Below are 22,547 nucleotides of genomic sequence, written 5' to 3'. Positions count from 1 at the left end.
GTGAGACGTGAGATGTGAGATGTAAGACTGCTGCCTAATCTCAAATCTCAAATCTAGTTTCTCAAATCTTGTTCTTTAAATCTTCAATCAGTTTATCTACGCTATCAGCAGTTAAGTTTTCGTAAAAAGTGTACTCCGGGCTAATTTGCAACACCGGACCAAAACCACAGGCAGCCAAACATTCAACTCCTCTAAAGCTGAACAAACCATCGGCAGTAACTTCGCCCTCTTTAACCCCTAACTTGGCTTCTAAATGGTCTAATATTTTTTCAGCTCCAACTAAACAACAAGGGCCAGTACGGCAAACCTCCAAAGCATATTTACCTTGTGGTTTTAGGAAATACATGGTGTAGAAAGTTGCTACTTCATATACTTCAATCGGCTGAATGTTTAAATATTCAGCTACTTGATCCATTGCAGATGTTGGCACCCAAAGAAATTCCGCTTGCACCAAATGTAATAATGGTAACAAAGCTGATTTATGTTTTCCTTCAGGATAACGGCTTTTAACTTCATCAAATTTGGCAAGCAATTCTGACGAAAATTGTACAGGTGTTTGTTCTTCTACTTTAAGCATCTAATTCTCCTGCAATAATATTCATACTACTCATGTTGATAATGGCATCAGACAATAACATGCCTTCGCTCATTGGTGCAAACATTTGGTAATTTATAAAACTTGGTCTGCGGAAATGTAAACGATATGGTGTACGGCCGCCATCATTAATTAAATAGAAACCCAGCTCACCATTGCCACCTTCTACAGCGTGATAAACTTCTGCCTTTGGCGCATCAATTTCACCCATCACAATTTTAAAGTGATAAATTAATGCCTCCATATTATTATAAACCTCTTGTTTCGGAGGGAGGTAAAACTCAGGAACATCAGCATGAAAAATGCCTTTTTCCTCTGTTTTTAACTTTACGAGTGCTTGTTCAATAATGCGAACACTTTGCCACATTTCTTCATTACGCACTAAATATCTGTCGTATATATCTCCACTTGTACCAACCGGAACCTCAAAATCGAAATCCTGATAAGAAGAATATGGATCACTTACGCGAACATCATAATCTACACCTGTGGCACGTAAAAGTGGGCCGGTCCAGCTGTATTCCAAGGCAGCTTCCTGAGTAACCTCAGCAACGCCAGCGGTTCTATCAATAAAGATTCGGTTTCGGGTTAAAAGATTCTCAAACTCTTTTAACGCAACCGGGAATTCTTTTAGGAATTTATTAATTTTTGCAAATGCGATTTCATTGAAATCTCTCTCAAATCCGCCAATTCGACCAATATTTGTAGTTAAACGGGCGCCACAAACTTCTTCAAAAATCTCGTAAATGTGCTCACGAAACTGAAACAGGTAAAGGAAAGTTGTTGTTGCTCCGGTATCCTGACCGATGATCGTATTACAAATGATATGATCGGCAATACGGGAAAGCTCCATGATGATTACGCGAAGATAATCTACACGTTTTGGCATCTGGATATTCAATAACTTTTCAACCGTCATGTGCCAGCCCATGTTATTGATTGGCGATGAACAATAATTTAACCGATCGGTTAAAGGTGTAATTTGATAAAACGGGCGATGCTCAGCAATCTTTTCAAAAGCACGGTGAATATAGCCAATTGTAGAAACGCCGCTCACAATACGCTCGCCATCTAATTGCAAAACGTTTTGGAAAACGCCATGGGTTGCAGGGTGCGTTGGGCCTAAGTTTAGGGTTACCAGCTCACTTTGCGGGTCGTTATCTGTAAATACCGGATGGTTATGATTCATATAAATTACCTTCCAAAAAATTCGTCTTTTTTATCTACTCTATTTGGGTCTTCCAATGGATATTGCTTCAACATTGGGTGAACGCCTAAATCATCCATATTTAAGATACGGCGTAAATCAGGGTGACCTTCAAATTTAACCCCAAATAAATCGTAGGTTTCACGCTCCATCCAGTTAGCACCTTTCCAAACAGTTGTTGCAGTCGGAATTGTTGGATTTTGCTCTGAAATAAATACTTTAATTCTAACCCTAACCTTCTCTACCATGTTATTCAAATGGTAAACAACAGCAATACCGTGGTCTTTACCAGGATAATGAACTGCCGTAATATCAGTAAGGAAATTGAATTTTAATTCTTCTTTAAGATGTGAAAGCACATTGATGATAACATCTTTGTAAGTTACAAACGTTAATAAGCCATACGGCTCAGAAACAGCAGTAACTTTTTCGCCAAACTTTTCAGTTAGCTTAACGTGGATGTTGTTATTTAGTGTCGTTTCTTCCATTATTTAATGCCGTATTGACCTAAAAGTTCTTTGTAATAATCAGAGTTTCTTCTTCTGCCAGATTCGTTCTTCACTAAATCCTGAATGCGCTGGAAACCATCTAAAATAGCTTCTGGTCTTGGCGGGCAACCCGGAACGTAAACGTCTACAGGAATAACTTCATCAATACCCTGCAAAACGGAATAAGTATCAAAAATACCACCGCTACTTGCACAAGCACCAACAGCCATTACCCAACGCGGTTCTGCCATTTGGATATAAACCTGTTTCAATACAGGAGCCATTTTTTTAGCAATAGTACCCATTACCATCAAAACATCAGCCTGACGCGGAGAAAAACTCAAACGCTCTGCTCCGAAACGACCTAAATCGTAGTGCGAACCCATAGTTGCCATAAACTCAATTCCACAGCAAGAAGTGGCAAAAGGTAGCGGCCATAATGAATTTGAACGAGCCAAACCAATCACTTTATCAAGGGAAGTGGCAAAAAAACCAGAACCTTCTATTCCTGGAGGCGCATCAACTATATTAATTTCACTCATGTTTATAAACAAAAAATGCTCATCCCTTTGCAGAATGAGCAACAAATTTACAATATTTTAAAGGCAATTAAACTAGATTAGCCTGATTTAGAACCTTTCTAAATTAGTTCAAACCTCTTTGGTAAGTGTAAATGTTACACATTTCAGTTTGAGGCTATAATTGAGCGGTTAATGGTTTAAAAAGAAAAAAATTTTAGCTATAAACAGCTTACTTACTAGTTCCAGTCTAGTACTTTTTTCTTGATTACATAGATGAAACCCAATAACAATGTTCCCATAAAGATGAACATTTCAATCATTCCATCCATTCGCAGCGCTCTAAAGTTTACTGCCCATGGATACATGAAGATAACCTCTATGTCGAAAAGCACGAATAAAATAGCAACAACAAAATATTTAATGGAAAATGGCTGACGGGCATTACCAACTGACTTAACACCAGCTTCGAATGTTTCAAGCTTATCGAGTGTTTTACGCTTAGGCCCCAAGAAGTGCGTGGCTACTAAAGTTGTTACTACAAAACCTAAGGCAACAATTACTTGGAATATAATTGGTAAAAAATCTATTGAGGTACTTTGCGCTTGCATAATTATAATTTTCTGATGCAAAAGTAAAAGAAAAAGGCAGAGTAACCAAACTCTGCCTTTTCTAAATTACTTAACTGTGATTACTATTTACCTTTTCCTTTTGGAGCTGGCGCTGACAATTCTTTTAATTTAGCTGCCGCGAAAGTTCCGGTTGGATAAACCGCTACACTTTTATCAAAATATTCTTTAGCTTTTGCTTTATCAGTGTTAAAATAATATCCGCCCAAATTATCATATGCTTCAGATAATTTTTTAGCGTTTGGCGTTACCAATTCAGGTTTTGCTGTTACTTTTTCGATAAAAGTTTCGAAATGAGGAACCATTAAACCTTTTGGTGCTTTCTCATCATCAAGCAAGCTGTTTACACGAGCTCTGTATAAGTAAGCATCCGTAGTCTCTGGAGCCAGCTGAGCAACTTTTGCAATAGCAGAGTCTGCTTTAACCAAAAGATCTTTTGAAGGATTTTTCTTAGCTGAATACTGAGTTGCATAATCAAAGTAATAAGCTAATCCATCATAGAAATAACTGTATAAAACACCTTTAGCATTTGGATTTGCCGCAATTACTTTATCATAGATTTTTGCTGATTGAGCATATTTTTTAGCGTCAAAGAACGTTTTTGCAACTTCAGCTAAAGCATCAGTATTGGTTGAATCTTTTTCAACAGCTTTAGTGATATTGGTTAAAGCTAAACTATCTTGTCCTGACTTTAATTGTGCTTTACCTAAATATAAATAATCTAGCGCAACAATTCTATTTGGATCTTTTTCTTTAGCAAAAAACTCATTCATGCTTGATAGCGCTACCGGATAGTTTTTATTCTCGTAAGCAGCCCAACCTTTCATCCTAGACACTACTGCATTTTTTGGATCATTTGCAGGTGCTTGAATACTTGATGCTACTTGCTCTAAGCTTGGATAATCTTTAGCGTAGAATAAAAACTGAGCATAACGTAATTGAGACTCTAATGATTTGTCAGTCAAATCCATATATTTTTTATAGTTCTCAATTGCTTTTTTCGCTTTTGCCTGATCAGTACCAAAACTACTCCACTGTAAATAAAGCTCGCCTAATTCACGATAAGCCGGACCATAATTTGCATCAGCAGCAATTACGTCTTGCAGCTCCTTTTCGCCTTCAGCAAACGCTCTAGATTCTTTGTACATTTTCCCAATCTGCGTTTTTGCTCTGCGATTGTTTGGATCAACATCGTTTACACGCATATATGGACCTAATGCTTCAGAATTTTTTTTCTGTAATGCATAAGCATCTCCTAAAGCTAAAAACACTTCTGCGTCTTTATCTTTTGAATCTAACTCATCAGCCTTAGTAATATTAGCTAAAGCATTGGTAAAATCAGGTTTCGAAACATCATCACCTGGTTTATCTTGCGCTAAATATGCCTTACCAATTTCAAGATAGGTTTTGTAATTCTTTTTATCGATCTCGATAGCCTTATCGAAATTAGTTTTAGCTGAAGTTGGGTTGTTAGATAACATATCAGCTTCACCTAATCCAATTAAGTTCAGATTATTTTTGGCATCAGCAGCTATACCGCGGGTGAACACAGCACGAGCTGAATCAATATAACCTGTTTTTAAATAAACTAAACCAAGATTATAATAATTATCGCCATTTGAAGCTTGTGAGCTTACCAGTGATTTAAGCATTGATGATGCTTTTTGATACTGTTCAGCGTCAATGGCTTTTTTCGCGTCATTTAAATTTTGAGCAAAAACTGCAGAACCCATCAACACCAAACCTACATTTAAGGTTATTGCTTTCTTTGAAATTTTCATAGTTCTTTATTGTTTTTTAATAGTGATGAAGCTTGCATGATGAGATATTAATTTGAAATTGACATCATGCAGGTTTCATCGGATATTCTTTTTTTTAATTAAATGAAGTGTCTTTTAAACTACTTCGTGGTTCAATTTATAATTTGTTATTTTATTACTCTTTTGTCAGGTTAATTTGTCGTGGCATCAACTTGTGTGGACCTAGTCCAGATTTAAGTACAATCAATTGCCCTCGCTGACTCCTTAACCATGTTGCAAATCCTGTGCCTAAACCGTCTCTGCCTTCGCAATCAATAATATTTACGTTTCTTAAGAACGGATAGACTCCATTGATTAAATTATCTTGAGTTGGAAGATAGAATTTATCATCGCCAATTTTACCTTTCAAGTTTTTAACCCCTAGCATTTTAACCTTCGAGAGGTATTCAACTAGTTTTGTATTCCTGTCAGAAACCCAATCTACGCCCAAAATACCAATAAAATTTTTATCTTCTGCTATAAATTTAATAACTTCTGCACTCGAATTTTTTGAATAAACACCTTGAGCTGGGAACTGACTGATATTCGCCAGTTGCTTAAGATATTGGAAGGTACTTGAATAAGCGTTATCAAAAACCAATTTTTTCCCTGAGTTTTTTCCTTGTAATATATCGATAACTTCTTTAACGGTAATTGTGCTGTCAATATTGTCTTTATTGGTAATTAATGCAATTCCATCAACAGCAAAACGGGTAGAATTAATTCTGATTCCTCTTTGTGTATAATATTTTTCTTCCGCTTTAGTTAAAAGACGTGGCATGATAATCACACGAACGCTATCGTTTAAAAATGCAGGTGTAATTTTCTCTTCGGGTTTAACAGTAGTTTCAAACTTGGCTTTAGGGTAATCCAAACTAAAGATATCGATCTGCTCCTGAACAATCGGGCTAACGCTTTCATCAATCAAAATCTTCAAAGTACCACTAGTCCGTGTTTCCTCTACTTCACCAGATTTTTCTTTTCTCTTGCAAGCAAAAAAAGCGATTAGAATGAATATATAAAGAAAGTTTCTCATCATGGGTTTTTAGTCTCGCCTTCCAAGACTGAGTAATCTTATAAAAGCATAAAAAATTAAAAAGATTCCGATTGCGATGCGGCCCCATGCCGGAATAAAGTTAAACCTGGAAGCCAAAGGTGCCCAGAAGATAAATGCCAGACCCATTGCTACATAAAGCACAAACATGACTAGGCCTAAAATGAGCAAAAACCGCTGTTTAGGCGATTTTTGCTTAAAAATATCAAAATTTAACATTTACGATTAGTTCAATGTAAAGTTAACGTTGATGTTATATTTTACCCTTACCGGCTTACCATTTTGGATACCTGGGTTCCAACGTGGACTAGCTTTTAATACACGGATTGCTTCTTCATCAGTTCCGCTACCCAAACCACGGGTAACCTGAATATCTGTTAATTTACCATCCTTTTCAACAACGAAAGATAAAAATACTTTACCCTGAACATTGTTTTCTTGTGCCATTGGCGGGTATTTAATTGCTCCACCTAAGTACTTGTAGAACTTAGCAATACCACCTGGGTATTCAGGTTGCTTTTCAATACTAACGAAGTCATAAACTTTGTTATCATCAACCGCAACAACTGCTTCTTGCTTAGGTCCTTCGCCAACCGGCTCTGCGATTCTGATATCAGCAGTTGGATCACCTTTGATATCACGCTGACCTGGATCAGCTTCTTTCAGTTTTTCAACGGTTGGTGGCTCCTCATCACGTACCTGCTCATCTGGCTTTACGATTGGAGGTGGCATTTTTACCTGATCCACTTTTGGTGGCGGTGGCTCCACTGGTGGTGGAGGTGGTGTTTCTGGATTAACTGGGGGCGGTGGAGCGATCACAACCTCTTTTGCCTTTTCTACTACTTCCTCTGTATCCATTGAACCCTTAATAAGGCCGTAGATTTTTGGAGCAAAGAAAAATGCAAGAAAGACGATCGAACCAATAATTAATGCCCGAGAGGTATTGGCCCCGTTGGTTTTACGCAACTGGTAGGCACCGTAGTTTTTGTTTTTACCTTCAAAAACCACTTCAATCCACTGTCTTCTTAATATATCTAACTTTGACATGGTTACTGATTTAACATTTTATAAAATACCTTGTGATTTCATTGATTCCTTTTCGCTATCAAGGATGTTGTCATCATCGATCTGACGAACTTTTACCTTTAATATCTCCAATTCATCCATAATATCAACAAAGTTTTTGAAGTTAGAACCGCTTGTTGGCTTCACCAACACTACGAATTCGCCTTTCACGCCAGATGCATCTGCAACTTTTCTATTTTCGATGATCGATTTTTCAACTTGTGATAAATTTTCATAAGTCGGAGCTGTTGCACCAGCCTCTCCCATATACCATGCTACTTTATCGTTTTTACCTAATAAAATAGTCATCGTTTTAGAAGCTTTCAGTTCCAATCTATTATCCTTATTGTTATCATCTTTATCTGGCTTCACAATATCCATCGCCTGTGGCGTAGAAATTGATGTTGTTAAGATAAAGAATGTTACCAAAAGGAACATCAAATCTACCATCGGCGTCATATCGACTCTTGGCGTGGCTTTCTTCCCGCCTGTGTTTAATTCTGCCATTTCTTATTTTCTTCTAGCTTCTGCGTTAGTAACCAATAAAAATTTGTTTACTTTTTGCTTCTGCAATACATCCACAATTTTTTTCACAACTGGATATTCTTCTTTAGAATCTCCTTTGATACTCACACGCATTGGCTGTGAATTAATCTCAGCTGTAGCGGTACGAGCTTGCAAAACCCATGAGTTAAGCTGATTGTCGGTAGAATCAGTAGGAATACCAGTTTGAACACCTGGTTTCATACGCTCACCACCATCTAATGCTAAGAACGATTTTAAGCCTGAAACAGGAACACCAAATGAAGCTACCAACGAGAATTTTTTTACTTCTTCTGGCGTAAAGCTGATGTTGTACTGTTGTCCAATTAACTCTAAGGTTCTAGCCTTAACTTTTTGGCCTGCCACTTCGAAAAAAACTTTACCCTGACCAATGGTTAATATCGCATTGTTTTCTACCGGCACCTTAAATTCATACGTTGATGAAGGAGTAGATACCGCTAAAGGCTCAGGTTGTTTCGCCGTAGCAGTTAATATGAAGAACGTCAGCAACAGTGCAGCTACGTCGCACATGGCGGTCATATCTGTTACAGTACTGGTTCTTTTAACTTTAATTCTAGGCATAATATTTTAACTTTTTAATAATGATGATCTTTTTTCCGGTTTTCCATAAAGCCGGTAAAAATATTTTCAAAATATTATTTATGCGAGCTAGCGTAAGTTTGAACGATGCTGAAACCAGCTTCATCAATTGCGTAAGTTAACTTGTCAATTTTAGAAGTTAAAACGTTATACATGATAATTGCTAAAGTAGATACACCGATACCAGTCATCGTGTTGATCAAGGCCTCAGAGATACCTACCGCTAATGCTGATTGATCTGGAGCACCAGAGTTTGCTAAACCGGCGAATGCACGGATCATACCTGTTACTGTACCTAATAAACCAATCAAAGTACCGATTGATACTAAAGTTGCAATGATGGTTAAGTTTTGCTCTAACATTGGCATTTCTAAAGCAGTAGCTTCTTCAACTTCTTTTTGAATGGCAACGATTGATTGCTCAACGTCTAAGTTAGTATCAGCTTCAACTTCGCTATATTTTTTCAAACCAGATTTGATTACGTTAGCAACAGATCCTTGTTGTTTGTCACATTCTGCTTTAGCAGCTTCGATGTTACCAGCATTTAATAAACCTTTTACTTTAATGATGAAAGTATCTAAGCTTGATTTACCACTTGCTTTACCAATAACGATTAAACGCTCAATAGAGAATACGATTGTAGTTAATAATAGGCCGATCAAAATCGCAACAATTGGACCTCCTTTATAAGCTGTACCTGGATAGTTGTTTGGTAATGGTAAATTTTCGTTGTTGTTGTCGATAAAGTTTGCTGGATCTCCTAATACAAATCTCCAAATGATAAAGCCGATTACAATACAAATAGGAATTACTAATGTTGCAAAAACATTTGAAGCACTTGAAGAGCTCTCTTTTTTAACAGTTGTTGGTTTTGGTGCGTTTGCCATTTTTTTTAATTTTTAGTTTTAGTTCTTGTTTTTAATTTTTAGCTGTTTTTACTTTTGTACTACACACAACGATTGTTATCTGATTTTGTTGCGAAAAACAAATTTATAAATTGATTTTAAATTACAAATTAATAAATCAATAAACAATCAAATCGTTACTTAAGATTTAGTTTACGGTAACCACAAAGGGTGTATAACAAAAGAATTGCCCCAGCTGGAGGCAATTCTTTCACAATAAAAACTAAAAAAAAATCTAATTGCAAATTTTTTGGGCAAAAAATGCATTTTAAACCCGATTTAACACAATTTTAACTCTTCCTGGTGTATTTTTGACACTTTAGGTTGTTCAAACTGCTTAAAGTTTTCGGAGAAGGCATTAGCTAACTCGTAAGCTTTAATGAAATACTCTTCCTGGTTGCTCCAGGTTTTTGAGGGATCTAGAATCTCATCTGGTACGTTAGGGCAATGTAAAGGAATCATTAATTTAAATACATGATGCACTTTATAATGGTTATGCTCTAAATCTCCATTTAACGCGGCAGTAATCATTGCTCTTGTGAAACTCAATTTCATCCGTCTACCGACACCATACGGACCGCCAGTCCAACCGGTATTAACCAACCAAACATTAACCTGGTGAGCCTTCATTTTTTCGCCCAGCAACTCCGCATATTTTGATGGGTGTAAGGGTAAAAAGGCTTTACCAAAACAAGCAGAAAATGTTAATTGTGGTTCAGTAATCCCAGCTTCGGTACCAGCAACTTTGGCGGTGTAACCACTCATAAAGTGAAACATGGCCTGTTCTACATTTAATTTTGAAATTGGAGGAAGCACCCCAAATGCATCAGCAGTTAAGAAGAAGATATTCTTAGGAACTGAAGCAACAGATGGCAAAATTGCATTATCAATATATTCTATCGGATAAGCTACCCTCGTATTTTCGGTTTTTTCGATGTTTGCAAAATCCACATCTTTGGTATGATCATGAAAATTTATATTTTCCAAAAGAGCACCAAACTTAATGGCGTTATAAATCTGAGGCTCTTTTTCTGCCGTTAGATCAACACATTTTGCATAACACCCTCCTTCGAAATTAAATACTGAATCTTTTCCCCAACCATGTTCATCATCACCGATTAAACCTCGGTTAGGATCTGCTGATAATGTTGTTTTGCCCGTTCCTGATAAACCGAAAAATATGGCTGTATCCCCATCCTTTCCAACATTGGCAGAACAGTGCATCGAAAGTGTGTTTCTATAGGTTGGGAGAATAAAGTTTAATACAGAAAAAATGCCCTTTTTAATTTCGCCCGTATAACCCGTTCCACCTACGAGGATCATTTTTTTTGTGAAATTGATGATTGAGAAGTTTTCCTGACGCGTACCGTCTATTAGTGGATCTGCTAAAAAGCCAGGTGCAGCTATAATTGTCCATTCGGGCGTAGCACCGAGGCTATCGCGATCCCCCCGTATAAAAAGGTTATTGGCAAAAAGGTTTTGATAGGCTGTTTCGGTAATTACTCTGATCGAGATAGAATAGTCAGGATTTGCACAGGCCGAGGCATCACGAACATAAATTTTCTTATCCTTAAGATAGTTTGTCATCTTCGTAAATAACTGATCGAAATGGGCAGGGCTTATTTTAATGTTCACATCGCCCCACCAAACCGTACCCTCAGTTACTTCATCGTTAACGATAAATCTGTCTTTTGGAGAACGCCCTGTAAATTTACCGGTATCTACAGCTAAAGCGCCTGAAGATGCCAATGTGCCTTCTTTATTTAATATGGCCTCATCAATTAACTCCATTGGAGATAATTGGTACTTTACGGCATTGTTTTCGCCTAGATTTAGATAGCCCAAATCTGGCACATGCAGTTTCTTTTTGCTCATAACAATAAGTTAGTTAGTAAAGCAAAGGTAAAGAGATCTCCACGAAAAAAACTAGCATTTAGCGCTAATAATTTACATATTGTAGCAATTACACTATTATGTAAATAATTTATTCACAGTTATTTACAACTGTTTTTACATGGCAAAAAAAATTGAAAAATTACACTAAGATCAAATCCAAAACAGTTAGTAGGGCGATATAATTGGCTACAACAGCGGCATCAACTTAATTAGCCTCCAGCTTTTTTCACTTTGTAACCGTCCTTTTGAAGAATACCCAATACTTTATCTCTAACATCACCCTGAATCATTATTTCGCCATCTTTAACTGACCCACCAACGCCGCATTTGGTTTTAAGCATTTTACCTAGTATGTCGAGATCTTCTGGTTTACCTCTAAAGCCAGTAATAAGTGTTACGGCTTTACCTCCCCTATTCTTTTTATCGAGCATTACACGCAGATCTTGCTGATTATTTGCCGGCGTTACGGTGTCGTCAATTTCTTCCTGGTATTCGAATTCTGGATTAGTAGAATACATGATTCCACCTAAATCGCTAAGGCTATTTTTTTTTGATTTCATAATGTATTGAATTGGTAAACCTTAAGGAATGATCACTTTTAATGAGAGGGGATTGATATTTACCTCAATTTCTGCGCCCATTTGCAGGGGCTCACCGTCTACATGAACCGGACCGGCATGTTCCCGAACAATTTTGATGGCCTTACCGCGTATGATTTCGATCATATCGGAAGTTTCTGCAGTACCCTTTAGCATAATGTAGCTCAATACGGGCAATTTAAAAATGGAGAATGGTTTGATAATACAAACATCAAGCAAGCCATCTTTTACAGATGCATTTGGGGATATATAAACATCGTTACCATATTGTGAAGAATTTGCAATGCTTACCGCAAAGGCTTTTCTTTTATACTCTACCCCATCGATATTAATGAGATATTGTTCTGCTTTGTAATTAAAAACTTCCTGGAAACCTAACTTAACATAGCCTGCTAAACCGCGTTTTTTATCTTTCGAAAACGCTGAGCTTAAATGCGCATCAAAACCCATTCCTGCCAAATTAAAAAAACATTTACTGTTAAACGCTGCAGTATCAATCTGATCTGTTTTAAAAGCATTAATGGTTAAAATGGCGTGGCGCAGATTTTTAGGGATATTTAAGAATCTGGCTAATCCATTTCCAGAGCCAAGCGGCAACACACCTAAAACTTTTCCATGCTTTAAAACTTTAGTTGCAACTTCATTTATCGTACCATCGCCACCGGCAGCAATAATTACATCGAAATTTTTTGTAGCTGCTTCATCGGCCAACTCCGCAGCATGACCAACATATTCTGTAAAAACAAAATTGGCATTAAATTTCTCCTTATCGAGGTATTTATCGATAAAATCCGGAATGCGTAATTTCCCCCTACCACCAGAGATAGGGTTAATAATGAATAGAATATTGGTCTTTGTGTGCAAAGTGTAAGAATGAAAGCACAAAATAATCTATAATTTTTGAAATAAAGAAAATATGCTAATTTTGCAAGCATTAAAAGTGGATTGATTTGCTATCCCGATCATCGGGACCGGATTGCAACCACTTAAAAAAATTGCTAATACCTCTTTCTATCAAATTAAAACCTGTTCGAAGGGTTTGGCAATAATTACCTTATTTATTTATCACTAATATTTAATAGATGTCGTATTTATTCACATCAGAATCTGTATCTGAAGGCCATCCAGATAAAATTGCCGATCAAATTTCGGATGCATTAATTGATAATTTTTTAGCATTCGATGCAGAATCGAAAGTTGCTTGTGAAACTTTGGTAACCACCGGACAGGTAATTTTAGCCGGCGAAGTGAAATCAAAAACTTACTTAGATGTTCAGCAAATTGCCCGTGATGTGATCAAAAAAATTGGTTACACCAAAAGCGAATATATGTTTGAGGCCAATTCTTGTGGTATTTTATCAGCCATTCATGAGCAATCGCAAGATATTAATCAGGGTGTAGACAGAAGCAGTAAAGAAGAGCAAGGTGCGGGCGATCAGGGTATGATGTTTGGTTATGCCACAAACGAAACTGAAAATTATATGCCGCTGGCGCTTGATTTATCGCATGCGCTGCTAAGAGAGCTGGCGACTTTGAGAAGGGAGCATGCAGAAATCACTTATCTACGTCCAGACGCCAAATCGCAGGTTACCTTAGAATATTCTGATGATAACCAACCTCAACGCATAGATGCAATTGTAATTTCTACACAGCATGATGATTTTGTTAAGCCAGCATCAGATTCAAAAGCTGATAAAGACGCTGCAAATGATGAAATGTTAACTAAAATCAAAAGCGATTTAGTTTCTATTTTAATTCCAAGGGTTAAGGCAAAATATCCGCAGTATGCGCATTTATTTAACGATGACATCACTTATCATATTAACCCAACTGGTGTATTCGTAATTGGTGGTCCGCATGGCGATACTGGTTTGACCGGAAGAAAAATCATTGTTGATACTTATGGCGGTAAAGGCGCACATGGAGGTGGCGCTTTCTCTGGTAAGGATCCAAGTAAAGTAGATAGAAGTGCGGCTTATGCTACACGTCATATCGCTAAAAACCTGGTTGCAGCTGGTTTAGCTGATGAGGTTTTGGTTCAGGTTTCTTATGCAATTGGGGTTGCTAAACCAACATCTATTAATGTGGTAACTTATGGGACTTCTAAGGTAAACCTAACAGATGGCGAAATCAGCAAAAAAGTAGAATCAATTTTTGATATGCGCCCTTACTTTATCGAACAGAGATTAAAGTTAAGAAACCCAATTTATAGCGAAACTGCGGCTTATGGCCACATGGGCAGAACACCTGAAACTGTAAACAAAACTTTTAAAAACCCTTACGGTGAAGAAAAAACAGTAAGTGTTGAGTTGTTTACATGGGAGAAATTGGATTATGTAGATCAGGTAAAAACTGCTTTCGGAATTTAATTTTTTCATAAACATAAAAAGCTTCCTGATTAAAACCAGGAAGCTTTTTTTTTGCAATCAAAACGGCTACAAACCTTGTGCCTTCATAAAATCTTTTTCTGAAGATGAAATATGCTGATCATCAATACTGTATGATTTTATGCCAGCAATTTTCATTTCATCAATCACATCTACAAAGTTTTGAAATTTAGCGGTTTCTGTTGGTTTGATAATTACGATCATGTATTTTGAAGGATTGTGTCCATTCGCCTTTGCTACACGAATTTTATTAGCAGCAATTTCCTTTTGAAGGTTTGAAATGGGGGTAGTTTGCATTTTAGCATTTTCGGTTGTACCCAGATAACTCACTGCCTGATTATTCTTTCCAAGTAAAACCGTCATTGTTCTGGAAGCAGGGTAATCCATTGTGCAGTGATCACATGGATCGGGTTTGGCAATGTCTGCTGCATTTAACGTACCAAGCGAGGTGGTCAGCATAAAAAACGTAGTAAGTAAAAACATCAGATCAACCATTGCGGTTAAATCTACTCGTGGAGCCGTTTTGCTCATTCTTCCTTTGGTGGCTTTGCCACGCTGCGATTCATTTAAAGTTGCCATATGATTTAGGTTTTTAATCATGATGTAAGCAATGAATAAATTGCATAAAAAAGGCGATTAAAATTTAATCGCCTAACTTAATATCCTTATGGATTTATTTTGCCGCTTCAATTACACCGCAACCAACGCGTGGTCCAGAATTTCCAGTTGGCTGGGTGGTATAATCGTCTGTTCCGCCATGAACGATTATTCCTCTACCAATAATATTTTTAACATCGCCTTCTTTTACACTCCACCGATCGGTAGTAACCGATATTTTGCCTTCGCCTTTAGCATCAAGCATAATATTACCTATATCTCCACTGTGGTAAGCACCAGATCCCCACTTACCATGATTTTCTTTAGTTGGGTTCCAGTGTCCATGTGTATTTTCTCCCATGTCTCCACAATCGCCATGCTCATGAAAGTGTACGGCAACGTTGCTGTCAGCTCTTGATGCAAACTTTAGTTCCAGATCCATTTTAATTTTGCCATCACTTAATTCATAAAACTTTACCGTACCTATGCTCTTGCCTGGATCGGCAGTTTCTGAAAGATTTGCCTGAGCGATTTCTTTAGCTGTTTTAGTACAAGCACTCATAAGTGCAACGCTAGCAATTGCTAAACCGAGAAAATATTTTTTCATGTGAATTAAAATTTAGTTTTTACAAGAAACACATTGACAATCATTTGGTTTGATTTTATAATCGCCACATTAAAACCATTTAAGAAACAGCTTGTTTAAATAGTATAAAATCATATAACTATGGAACAGCCAATTGCAATGAACACTTTGAGTCAAATTTTGGAGAAATTGAGGCTGAAAGGAAAAGATAATGAATTAAAGATGTCAGATCACGGCAAAATGCAAAGTAAATCTTTAGGCAACATTTACCGGCCTGAAGATTTAACAATTGTAAAAACTTATAGATTTGAAGGTGATTCTGATCCGGCAGACAACTCAGTTCTTTATCTTGTAGAAGATAAAGATAAAAATATAGGCTATATCTTGGATGCTTATGGCATTTATTCTGACAATCTGGGTTCGGGTTTTGACGATTTTCTTAAAAAAATCCCAACAGAAAACAGGGATGAACAGGAGCTATTCTGCTGAAAAACCTTAAATACATTTAAAGAGGCCCGGAAAAATTCCGGGCCTCTTTTGCGTTAATAATTTAGTAATATTTTCTCGCTTCAGAATATGTAGTTTTGTGATCATCTCCCAATTGAATGAAGCTCAAAATAAACCTACCACCTATTCCCGCCGTTTTATTATCTATTATAAGTGTTCAGTGTGGAGCGGCAATTGCAAAAGGTCTTTTCCCCGAAATCGGTGCTGCTGCTACCGCATCACTAAGAATAGGTTTATCTGCGGTCATACTGCTGGTGGCCTTTCGCCCCAACTTAACCAAGCTTAATACTAAGCAGTGGAAATATGTAATACTTTACGGCTTGTCGCTTGGCGCCATGAATATGGTTTTCTATATGGCAATCGAACGAATTCCGATTGGTCTTGGCGTAACATTGGAATTTGTAGGTCCCTTGCTTTTGGCCATTTTCAGCTCGAAAAAAGCGATTGATTTCATCTGGATTGTTTTGGCTGCAACAGGTATCGCCCTCATTGCACCCTGGACAAGCAATGGATTAAACCTAACAGGTGTTTTGCTGGCTTTATTGGCCGGAGGGTTTTGGGCTGCTTATATCATTTTAGGTGGGAGAATATCTAAAATTATGAAAGGCGGTGAAGCAGTAGCCGTGGGTATGTTGTTTGCCACTATGCTTATTCTTCCCTTTGGTATCTTCAGCGGAGGATTGAGTCAGTTATCTCCAAAATTGTTAGGTTTGGGAGCATCGCTTGCGCTGCTTTCGAGTGCTATTCCTTTTACCTTGGAAATAAATGCCTTGAAACAACTTCCAGCCAGAACATTCAGCATCCTCATGAGCCTTGAACCAGCAATGGCAGCATTGGCTGCATTTGTATTTCTGCAAGAGTATTTGTCAGTAACTGAATGCATTGCTGTTGCCTGCGTGGTAATTGCCTCAGCAGGATCGGCTATTACTGCAAAAAGCGCTAAACATTAATTTTTTCTGATTGATTTTATAGAACAGGATTATGCAAAACGTTAACCGAGAAAGGGTGAGAATTGATTTGTTGCCTACTATAGCGTGAAATTCTTTAGGTCTAAAAACAAAAAAGCCTCAACTTTTGCAAGTGAAGGCTTTAATTGCGGAATGGACGGGACTCGAACCCGCGACCTCCTGCGTGACAGGCAGGCATTCTAACCAGCTGAACTACCACTCCTTTTGTTCTCTTTAAAGTTTGAACCTCTTTCCCCTTTCGAGGTTGCAAATATAGCCACTATATTTAGTTTATCATTATCTAAAGCGAGTATTTCTTTTTCAAACACGTAACTACCTGAATACCATTTAAAATATTTTTTACTTAAAGGTTTGAATGAACTAAGCACTATGACATCAACAGGTAGAAAACAAAAAAGCCTCAACTTTTTCAAGTTAAGGCTTTTGTTTGTCCCAACCGAAGGTCGGGAGGACTCGAACCCGTCCCCAATATTATTGGGGATGACAGGCGCATTACCAATCAATTCAACGATCCAAAATTTTGGAAATTTCGTTTTTCAAAGATCCAATAAGCTGATAAATCTGAGAATGACTATATTTTTTCAATACTTTTTCTCGAATTAATGCACATTTTTTTGATGACACTTCTTCAAGATAAACAAATCGCCATGGAATTTTTAAACTGGTATATTTCGATTCTCCATTGTTGTGTTGAATAAGCCTGGAGATTGGATTTTCAGTGAAGCCCTTGTAAAAAGATTCATCTTTAGCGCTTTGAATAATATAAACATAGAAAGCCATATAACGCAATTGAACTGAAAACAAAAAAGCCTCAACTTTTTCAAGTTAAGGCTTTTGTTGCGGAATGGACGGGACTCGAACCCGCGACCTCCTGCGTGACAGGCAGGCATTCTAACCAGCTGAACTACCACTCCTTTTGTTCTCTTTAAAGTTTGAACCTCTTTCCTCTTTCGAGGTTGCAAATATAGAGACAATATCTTTATTTGCAAATTTTATTTTAAAATAATTATAAGCGACTAATTGCCAGCACCTTCCTGCATCTTCTCTGCATTTTCAGCAAACTGAAGTGCATCGATAATTTCCTGAATCTCACCATCCATAATGGTTGGAAGATTGTACATCGTTAATCCAATACGGTGTTCGGTAACACGCCCTTGCGGATAATTGTAGGTTCTGATTTTTGCTGAACGATCTCCCGTAGATACCATTGTTTTACGTTTAGCCGCAATATCACCATTTTTCTTCTGCAACTCAATATCGTATAACTTACTACGCAACATTTCCATTGCAATTACACGGTTACCCAATTGCGAACGCTCTTGCTGACAAACCACTACAATACCGGATGGTTTGTGGGTTAACTGTACTTTAGTTTCTACCTTATTTACGTTCTGTCCACCAGCACCACCAGATCGTGATGTCTGCAACTCAATATCAGCAGGGTTAATATACAAATCAATTTCTTCAGCCTCTGGCAAAACCGCCACTGAAGCTGCTGAAGTATGAACACGGCCTTGCGTTTCGGTATCAGGAACACGTTGAACACGGTGTACACCACTTTCATATTTCAACTGGCCGTAAACATCATCGCCACTTACTTTCAAAATTACCTCTTTGTAGCCGCCGGCAGTTCCTTCAGTTACATCAACAGTTTCTACCCTCCAGCCTTTGGTTTCAAAATAGCGGGTATACATGCGGTATAAATCGCCGGCAAACAAAGCAGCCTCGTCTCCGCCCGTACCACCACGAATTTCAAAAACGGCGTTCTTAGCATCTTCAGGATCTTTTGGAATCAACATCAAGCGGATATTACTTTCCATTTCCTCCTGTTGTTTTAGCAACAAATCCAATTCCTCTTTCGCCATCTCACGCATTTCAGGATCTTTTTCAACCGCTAAAATTTCTTTGTTGGCGTCAATATTACTCATCACATTTTTGTAGATTTTATATTCATCCACAATCTTGCCCAAGTCTTTATATTCTTTGTTTAAAGCCGCGAAACGCTTCATATCCTGAATTACATCCGGATTACTCAACGATTCCTCTACATCTTCCCAACGTAGTTTTATAGCTTCTAATTTATCTAACATATTATTTTTTGTATTGAAATCCTTTGTATCCCCGCCTTAGCTAAAATTTAAGGAAATGCGAAAATAAGGAAAAAAGCTGAATTTGTTTGAAACAGGCTTGTACAGATTAAAAGGTTTTGGAAAGGAACGGTTTTGAGAAATGGCAGCCGCCAGCCCCGCTAACGTTTCGAGTCCCGATGAAAAATCGGGAGCTTTACACTTATATCGGGTTTAGAGTTAAAGATTAAATACCCTGTTGAAACACTATATACATTGTAGCCTAAAATAGCAGCAAAAAACCGCGGAAATAAACGGGATTGAAATGGCAGCTCCCGGTTTTTCATCGGGACTACAATGTAAAGCCCGACGGACATTCATCTTGATTACCGATTTGCTTTCCAAACACTTAATACACAAAAACCTCTTAACTAGGGTCGAGACAACGGCCTTTCAAAAATTTTATTGATAGTATTCCAACTTCAAATCAAGCCCGTCAAAAACACCATACGAATTGTAATTCAGCCACTCGCCGATGTTCACGTATCGGCTTCCACCGCCCAAATTAATATCTAACGGCAAATGCCTGTGTCCAAAAATGAAGTAATCAAAGTGTTGTTTTTGCAATTGTTCTTTGGCATAAATGGCGAGCCATTCTTTATCTTCTCCTAAAAAGACTTCTTTTTCTGTTTGCGCCGCCCTACTGCCCTGGCTCCAGGCATTCGCAATGCCAATGCCAAAATTTGGATGCAAACGAGCAAACAACCATTGGCAAAGTTTACTTCTGAAAATCTTTCGTAAAAACTTATACTTGGCATCTCCAGGCCCTAAACCATCGCCATGATGAAGGTAAAATCTCTTCCCGTTTCTCTCAATAATCTTTTCATCGCTAATAATTTCCATCCCAATCTCTTGGGTGAAATAATCGCGAACCCACATGTCATGATTTCCTTTGAAGAAATAAATTTTGATTCCGGCATCGGCCATGGTGGCCAGTTTACCTTGCAAACGGATAAAGCCTTTTGGAATGACTTTAGCATATTCAAACCAAAAATCGAAAATATCGCCCATTAAAAACAACTCGCTGCAAGTTGGCTCTATGAAATTTAACCAATTTACAATACGCTCTTCACGGCTGCGACTTTCGTCGTAATTCGGCGTACCTAAGTGAAAGTCGGAAGCGAAATAAATATTTTTGGACATATACAGTTTCAAAGGTAGGGGAAAAAGTTGGGAGTCAGAAGTTGGAAGACCGAAGTATAATCTCGGAAAACAAAAACACAAATCAATAAAATCTTAATAGCTGTAAAAGCAAAGGAAAATTGAAACGGTGAAAAAACATATATTAGTAAACAAATCTTTTTGAGCATGAAGAAACAAATTGTATTAGCCTTATTTGCTACAAGTTTTTTTGCCTGTAACCAAGGTAAACAACCAGCTGAAAAAATTACAACAATGAAATACCCCGAAACAAAAAAAGATAGCACTACAGATAACTATTTTGGCACAAACATCGCTGATCCTTATCGATGGCTGGAAAATGATACTTCAGCAGAAACCGCAGCCTGGGTAAAGGCTGAGAATAAAGTAGCTCAAAATTATTTATCGCAGATTCCTTACCGGGAGGATATTAAACGAAGATTAACCGAAATCTGGAATTACCCAAAAGATGGTACACCTTTCAAAGTTGGCGAATATTATTTTTTCACCAAAAATGATGGTCTTCAAAATCAAAGTGTATGGTTTATTAAAAAAGGCTTAAATGGTGTGGAAGAAGTTTTTCTTGATCCGAATAAGCTAACTGCAGATGGAACGGCTGCTGTTTCGTTGATTGGTTTTTCTCATAACAAAAAGTACGTGGCTTATTCAGTGGCTCAGGCAGGTTCAGACTGGAGCAATATCTATGTTATGAATATCGCCACAAAAATGAAACTTGGCGATGAACTGAAATGGACGAAATTTTCTGGCGCAGCCTGGAAAGGCGATGGTTTTTATTATAGCAAATTTGATGAACCAGCCAAAGGCATGGATTTATCTGCAGCTAATAAATTTCAAAAGATCTATTACCACAAGCTCGGCGATCAGCAAAAAGAGGATCAATTGATTTTTGAGGATAAAACAAATCCAAATCTTTATTTTGGAGCCGGCGTTACTGAAGATGAACGATTTTTAATTGTTTATGCAAGTGCCGGAACTTCAGGCAATGCGCTTCACTATCAGGATTTAAACGAACCTGGCAGCAAGATTTCACTGTTGGTGAAAGGTTATGACCATAATCACAGTTTAATTGAAAACATTAACGATAAACTGTTGGTAAATACAGATTTGGGTGCAGAAAACAAAAAGGTTGTGCTGGTTGATCCTAAAAATGCTGATCCAGCCCAATGGCAAACCGTTATACCCGAATCGAAACTTGCATTGGAAGGTGTTTCAACTGGTGGCGGATATTTGTGGGCTTCCTATTTGAAAGATGCCAGTACCAACATCGTTCAATTCGACTTAACAGGAAAAAAACTCAGAGAAGTTAAATTGCCCGCTCTGGGTACGGCTGATGGTTTTGGTGCTTATAAAGAGGATAAAGAATTTTTCTACAGTTTTTCAAATTTCACCACTCCAGGGACAATTTATCGTTACGATATTGCAAAAGCTGAATCTACGCTTTACAAAAAATCTGAGTTAAAATTTAATACTGATAATTACGAAACCAAGCAGGTATTTTATCCTTCTAAAGATGGTACAAAAGTGCCGATGTTTATCGTTCATAAAAAAGGGATTAAACTTGACGGCAACAACCCTGCATATTTATATGCATACGGTGGTTTTCAGGTAAGTTTAACCCCAGGCTTTAGCCTATCTAGGATGTTATTCTTAGAAAAAGGTGGCATTTATGTGCAGCCTAGTTTGCGTGGAGGCAGTGAATATGGAGAAGCCTGGCATAAAGGTGGAATGCTGGGTAAAAAGCAAAATGTATTTGATGATTTTATAGCTGCTGCAGAATATTTGATTAAGGAGAAATATACCAATCCGTCAAAAATTGCCATTTCTGGTGGTTCAAATGGCGGCTTGCTGGTAGGCGCCTGCATGACACAAAGACCAGAGCTTTTTAAAGTTGCTTTGCCTGCAGTTGGTGTCTTAGACATGCTGCGCTATCATAAATTTACAGTTGGTTGGGGCTGGGCGGTAGAATATGGCACAAGTGATAAAAAAGAAGATTTTGATTACCTGATCAAATATTCACCACTCCACAATATTAAAACGGGTGTAAATTATCCCGCAACACTAATTACAACAGCAGATCATGATGACCGCGTGGTGCCAGCGCACTCTTTTAAGTTTGCTGCTACTTTGCAGGAAAAATATAAAGGTGAAAATCCCATCTTAATCCGCATTGAAACCAAAGCTGGCCATGGTGCAGGAAAACCAACCACCAAAATGATCGAAGAAGCAAGCGATGTGTGGAGTTTTGTATTTCAGAATTTAGGAATGAGTTGGTAAGAAACTATTAATCTGATGAGCCATAGACAAAGCTCATCAGATT

The 22,547-nt window shown here is 37.7% G+C and carries 23 protein-coding genes and 2 tRNA genes; 4 read left to right on the top strand and 21 right to left on the bottom strand.

Annotation, left to right across the window (positions count from 1 at the left end; genetic code table 11):
• Positions 1 to 61: 61 nt before the first annotated feature.
• From R2Q70_RS11010 to R2Q70_RS10945, 14 genes are all read right to left on the bottom strand, one after another.
• Entirely contained in the window at positions 62 to 577 is a 516-nt protein-coding gene (locus R2Q70_RS11010; protein ID WP_316807628.1) for an NAD(P)H-dependent oxidoreductase subunit E, read from the bottom strand.
• Complete coding sequence (locus R2Q70_RS11005) at positions 570 to 1,784, bottom strand: NADH-quinone oxidoreductase subunit D (protein ID WP_316807627.1); 1,215 nt, start codon at positions 1,782 to 1,784, stop codon at positions 570 to 572. Before R2Q70_RS11005 ends, R2Q70_RS11010 begins: the two co-directional genes overlap by 8 nt.
• A gap of 5 nt (positions 1,785 to 1,789) precedes the next feature.
• A complete protein-coding gene (locus tag R2Q70_RS11000) occupies positions 1,790 to 2,290 on the bottom strand; it encodes an NADH-quinone oxidoreductase subunit C (RefSeq protein ID WP_316807626.1) in 501 nt (166 codons plus the stop codon).
• Complete coding sequence (locus R2Q70_RS10995) at positions 2,290 to 2,832, bottom strand: NADH-quinone oxidoreductase subunit B (RefSeq protein ID WP_108197409.1); 543 nt, start codon at positions 2,830 to 2,832, stop codon at positions 2,290 to 2,292. The genes R2Q70_RS11000 and R2Q70_RS10995 overlap by 1 nt, the downstream gene beginning before the upstream one ends.
• A 215-nt stretch (positions 2,833 to 3,047) precedes the next feature.
• Positions 3,048 to 3,419 (bottom strand): NADH-quinone oxidoreductase subunit A, encoded by a 372-nt coding sequence (locus R2Q70_RS10990; RefSeq protein ID WP_056850770.1) that lies wholly within the window; start codon positions 3,417 to 3,419, stop codon positions 3,048 to 3,050.
• Positions 3,420 to 3,502: 83 nt separating this feature from the next.
• Positions 3,503 to 5,218 carry a tetratricopeptide repeat protein gene (locus R2Q70_RS10985; protein ID WP_316807625.1) on the bottom strand — a complete coding sequence of 572 codons (1,716 nt, stop codon included), beginning with the start codon at positions 5,216 to 5,218 and terminating at the stop codon, positions 3,503 to 3,505.
• Positions 5,219 to 5,372: 154 nt separating this feature from the next.
• The gene (locus R2Q70_RS10980) at positions 5,373 to 6,275 is read right to left on the bottom strand and encodes a substrate-binding domain-containing protein (RefSeq protein WP_316807624.1); all 903 of its coding nucleotides are present in this window, start codon (positions 6,273 to 6,275) and stop codon (positions 5,373 to 5,375) included.
• Between the two features lie 240 nt (positions 6,276 to 6,515).
• On the bottom strand, positions 6,516 to 7,337 hold the full coding sequence (locus R2Q70_RS10975) for an energy transducer TonB (protein WP_010601911.1): 822 nt from the start codon (positions 7,335 to 7,337) through the stop codon (positions 6,516 to 6,518).
• Between the two features lie 18 nt (positions 7,338 to 7,355).
• A complete protein-coding gene (locus R2Q70_RS10970; RefSeq protein ID WP_010601912.1) occupies positions 7,356 to 7,862 on the bottom strand; it encodes an ExbD/TolR family protein in 507 nt (168 codons plus the stop codon).
• Between the two features lie 3 nt (positions 7,863 to 7,865).
• Positions 7,866 to 8,480: a biopolymer transporter ExbD gene (locus tag R2Q70_RS10965; RefSeq protein WP_316807623.1), complete on the bottom strand. Its 615-nt coding sequence runs from the start codon at positions 8,478 to 8,480 to the stop codon at positions 7,866 to 7,868.
• Positions 8,481 to 8,554: 74 nt separating this feature from the next.
• Positions 8,555 to 9,385, bottom strand: coding sequence for a MotA/TolQ/ExbB proton channel family protein (locus R2Q70_RS10960; protein WP_010601914.1), 831 nt, complete (start codon positions 9,383 to 9,385; stop codon positions 8,555 to 8,557).
• Positions 9,386 to 9,682: 297 nt separating this feature from the next.
• The gene (pckA, locus tag R2Q70_RS10955) at positions 9,683 to 11,278 is read right to left on the bottom strand and encodes a phosphoenolpyruvate carboxykinase (ATP) (RefSeq protein WP_316807622.1); all 1,596 of its coding nucleotides are present in this window, start codon (positions 11,276 to 11,278) and stop codon (positions 9,683 to 9,685) included.
• 230 nt (positions 11,279 to 11,508) lie between these two features.
• The gene (locus tag R2Q70_RS10950; protein WP_316807621.1) at positions 11,509 to 11,859 is read right to left on the bottom strand and encodes a translation initiation factor; all 351 of its coding nucleotides are present in this window, start codon (positions 11,857 to 11,859) and stop codon (positions 11,509 to 11,511) included.
• Between the two features lie 21 nt (positions 11,860 to 11,880).
• Positions 11,881 to 12,762, bottom strand: a complete 882-nt coding sequence (locus tag R2Q70_RS10945) for a diacylglycerol kinase family lipid kinase (RefSeq protein ID WP_316807620.1) — start codon at positions 12,760 to 12,762, stop codon at positions 11,881 to 11,883.
• A gap of 218 nt (positions 12,763 to 12,980) precedes the next feature.
• Between R2Q70_RS10945 and metK the strand changes: the two genes are divergently transcribed.
• Positions 12,981 to 14,267 carry a methionine adenosyltransferase gene (gene metK, locus R2Q70_RS10940; protein ID WP_316807619.1) on the top strand — a complete coding sequence of 429 codons (1,287 nt, stop codon included), beginning with the start codon at positions 12,981 to 12,983 and terminating at the stop codon, positions 14,265 to 14,267.
• A gap of 66 nt (positions 14,268 to 14,333) precedes the next feature.
• Here the strand turns inward: metK and R2Q70_RS10935 are convergent, their stop codons facing one another.
• Complete coding sequence (locus R2Q70_RS10935; RefSeq protein ID WP_316807618.1) at positions 14,334 to 14,864, bottom strand: biopolymer transporter ExbD; 531 nt, start codon at positions 14,862 to 14,864, stop codon at positions 14,334 to 14,336.
• A gap of 94 nt (positions 14,865 to 14,958) precedes the next feature.
• The gene (locus R2Q70_RS10930; protein WP_316807617.1) at positions 14,959 to 15,489 is read right to left on the bottom strand and encodes a superoxide dismutase family protein; all 531 of its coding nucleotides are present in this window, start codon (positions 15,487 to 15,489) and stop codon (positions 14,959 to 14,961) included.
• Positions 15,490 to 15,609: 120 nt separating this feature from the next.
• Here R2Q70_RS10930 and R2Q70_RS10925 point away from each other — a divergent pair, with 120 nt between their 5' ends.
• Both R2Q70_RS10925 and R2Q70_RS10920 read left to right on the top strand, forming a co-directional pair.
• Positions 15,610 to 15,957 (top strand): hypothetical protein, encoded by a 348-nt coding sequence (locus R2Q70_RS10925; RefSeq protein ID WP_316797188.1) that lies wholly within the window; start codon positions 15,610 to 15,612, stop codon positions 15,955 to 15,957.
• Positions 15,958 to 16,073: 116 nt separating this feature from the next.
• Positions 16,074 to 16,925, top strand: a complete 852-nt coding sequence (locus tag R2Q70_RS10920) for a DMT family transporter (protein WP_316807616.1) — start codon at positions 16,074 to 16,076, stop codon at positions 16,923 to 16,925.
• Positions 16,926 to 17,071: 146 nt separating this feature from the next.
• Here R2Q70_RS10920 and R2Q70_RS10915 read toward each other — a convergent pair.
• The 5 genes from R2Q70_RS10915 to R2Q70_RS10900 all read right to left on the bottom strand — a co-directional run bounded on the left by R2Q70_RS10915 (position 17,072) and on the right by R2Q70_RS10900 (position 20,212).
• A tRNA-Asp gene (locus R2Q70_RS10915) sits at positions 17,072 to 17,145 on the bottom strand.
• 302 nt (positions 17,146 to 17,447) lie between these two features.
• Entirely contained in the window at positions 17,448 to 17,723 is a 276-nt protein-coding gene (locus R2Q70_RS21905; RefSeq protein WP_410478372.1) for a GIY-YIG nuclease family protein, read from the bottom strand.
• A gap of 60 nt (positions 17,724 to 17,783) precedes the next feature.
• A tRNA-Asp gene (locus R2Q70_RS10910) sits at positions 17,784 to 17,857 on the bottom strand.
• A gap of 102 nt (positions 17,858 to 17,959) precedes the next feature.
• Positions 17,960 to 19,033 (bottom strand): peptide chain release factor 1, encoded by a 1,074-nt coding sequence (gene prfA, locus R2Q70_RS10905; RefSeq protein ID WP_010599269.1) that lies wholly within the window; start codon positions 19,031 to 19,033, stop codon positions 17,960 to 17,962.
• A gap of 438 nt (positions 19,034 to 19,471) precedes the next feature.
• A complete protein-coding gene (locus tag R2Q70_RS10900) occupies positions 19,472 to 20,212 on the bottom strand; it encodes a UDP-2,3-diacylglucosamine diphosphatase (protein ID WP_316807615.1) in 741 nt (246 codons plus the stop codon).
• A gap of 165 nt (positions 20,213 to 20,377) precedes the next feature.
• Between R2Q70_RS10900 and R2Q70_RS10895 the strand changes: the two genes are divergently transcribed.
• On the top strand, positions 20,378 to 22,504 hold the full coding sequence (locus R2Q70_RS10895; protein ID WP_316807614.1) for a prolyl oligopeptidase family serine peptidase: 2,127 nt from the start codon (positions 20,378 to 20,380) through the stop codon (positions 22,502 to 22,504).
• The last annotated feature ends 43 nt before the right edge of the window (positions 22,505 to 22,547 follow it).

This window comes from Pedobacter agri, from assembly GCF_032678665.1.
GTDB lineage: Bacteria > Bacteroidota > Bacteroidia > Sphingobacteriales > Sphingobacteriaceae > Pedobacter > Pedobacter agri_A.
The sequence above is the reverse complement of the archived record's forward strand: the minus strand, read 5'-3'. Positions and strand labels throughout refer to the sequence as shown.

Bases quoted from the DNA above. Each gene is read 5' to 3' on its own strand.
- R2Q70_RS10895 (WP_316807614.1), top strand. From the start codon at position 20,378: ATGAAGAAACAAATTGTATTAGCCTTATTTGCTACAAGTTTTTTTGCC.
- R2Q70_RS10980 (WP_316807624.1), bottom strand. From the start codon at position 6,275: ATGATGAGAAACTTTCTTTATATATTCATTCTAATCGCTTTTTTTGCT.
- R2Q70_RS10990 (WP_056850770.1), bottom strand. From the start codon at position 3,419: ATGCAAGCGCAAAGTACCTCAATAGATTTTTTACCAATTATATTCCAA.
- prfA (WP_010599269.1), bottom strand. From the start codon at position 19,033: ATGTTAGATAAATTAGAAGCTATAAAACTACGTTGGGAAGATGTAGAG.
- R2Q70_RS10950 (WP_316807621.1), bottom strand. From the start codon at position 11,859: ATGAAATCAAAAAAAAATAGCCTTAGCGATTTAGGTGGAATCATGTAT.
- metK (WP_316807619.1), top strand. From the start codon at position 12,981: ATGTCGTATTTATTCACATCAGAATCTGTATCTGAAGGCCATCCAGAT.
- R2Q70_RS11010 (WP_316807628.1), bottom strand. From the start codon at position 577: ATGCTTAAAGTAGAAGAACAAACACCTGTACAATTTTCGTCAGAATTG.
- R2Q70_RS21905 (WP_410478372.1), bottom strand. From the start codon at position 17,723: ATGGCTTTCTATGTTTATATTATTCAAAGCGCTAAAGATGAATCTTTT.
- R2Q70_RS10925 (WP_316797188.1), top strand. From the start codon at position 15,610: ATGGAACAGCCAATTGCAATGAACACTTTGAGTCAAATTTTGGAGAAA.
- R2Q70_RS11000 (WP_316807626.1), bottom strand. From the start codon at position 2,290: ATGGAAGAAACGACACTAAATAACAACATCCACGTTAAGCTAACTGAA.
- R2Q70_RS10995 (WP_108197409.1), bottom strand. From the start codon at position 2,832: ATGAGTGAAATTAATATAGTTGATGCGCCTCCAGGAATAGAAGGTTCT.
- R2Q70_RS11005 (WP_316807627.1), bottom strand. From the start codon at position 1,784: ATGAATCATAACCATCCGGTATTTACAGATAACGACCCGCAAAGTGAG.
- pckA (WP_316807622.1), bottom strand. From the start codon at position 11,278: ATGAGCAAAAAGAAACTGCATGTGCCAGATTTGGGCTATCTAAATCTA.
- R2Q70_RS10985 (WP_316807625.1), bottom strand. From the start codon at position 5,218: ATGAAAATTTCAAAGAAAGCAATAACCTTAAATGTAGGTTTGGTGTTG.
- R2Q70_RS10975 (WP_010601911.1), bottom strand. From the start codon at position 7,337: ATGTCAAAGTTAGATATATTAAGAAGACAGTGGATTGAAGTGGTTTTT.
- R2Q70_RS10935 (WP_316807618.1), bottom strand. From the start codon at position 14,864: ATGGCAACTTTAAATGAATCGCAGCGTGGCAAAGCCACCAAAGGAAGA.
- R2Q70_RS10920 (WP_316807616.1), top strand. From the start codon at position 16,074: ATGAAGCTCAAAATAAACCTACCACCTATTCCCGCCGTTTTATTATCT.
- R2Q70_RS10965 (WP_316807623.1), bottom strand. From the start codon at position 8,480: ATGCCTAGAATTAAAGTTAAAAGAACCAGTACTGTAACAGATATGACC.
- R2Q70_RS10900 (WP_316807615.1), bottom strand. From the start codon at position 20,212: ATGTCCAAAAATATTTATTTCGCTTCCGACTTTCACTTAGGTACGCCG.
- R2Q70_RS10930 (WP_316807617.1), bottom strand. From the start codon at position 15,489: ATGAAAAAATATTTTCTCGGTTTAGCAATTGCTAGCGTTGCACTTATG.
- R2Q70_RS10970 (WP_010601912.1), bottom strand. From the start codon at position 7,862: ATGGCAGAATTAAACACAGGCGGGAAGAAAGCCACGCCAAGAGTCGAT.
- R2Q70_RS10960 (WP_010601914.1), bottom strand. From the start codon at position 9,385: ATGGCAAACGCACCAAAACCAACAACTGTTAAAAAAGAGAGCTCTTCA.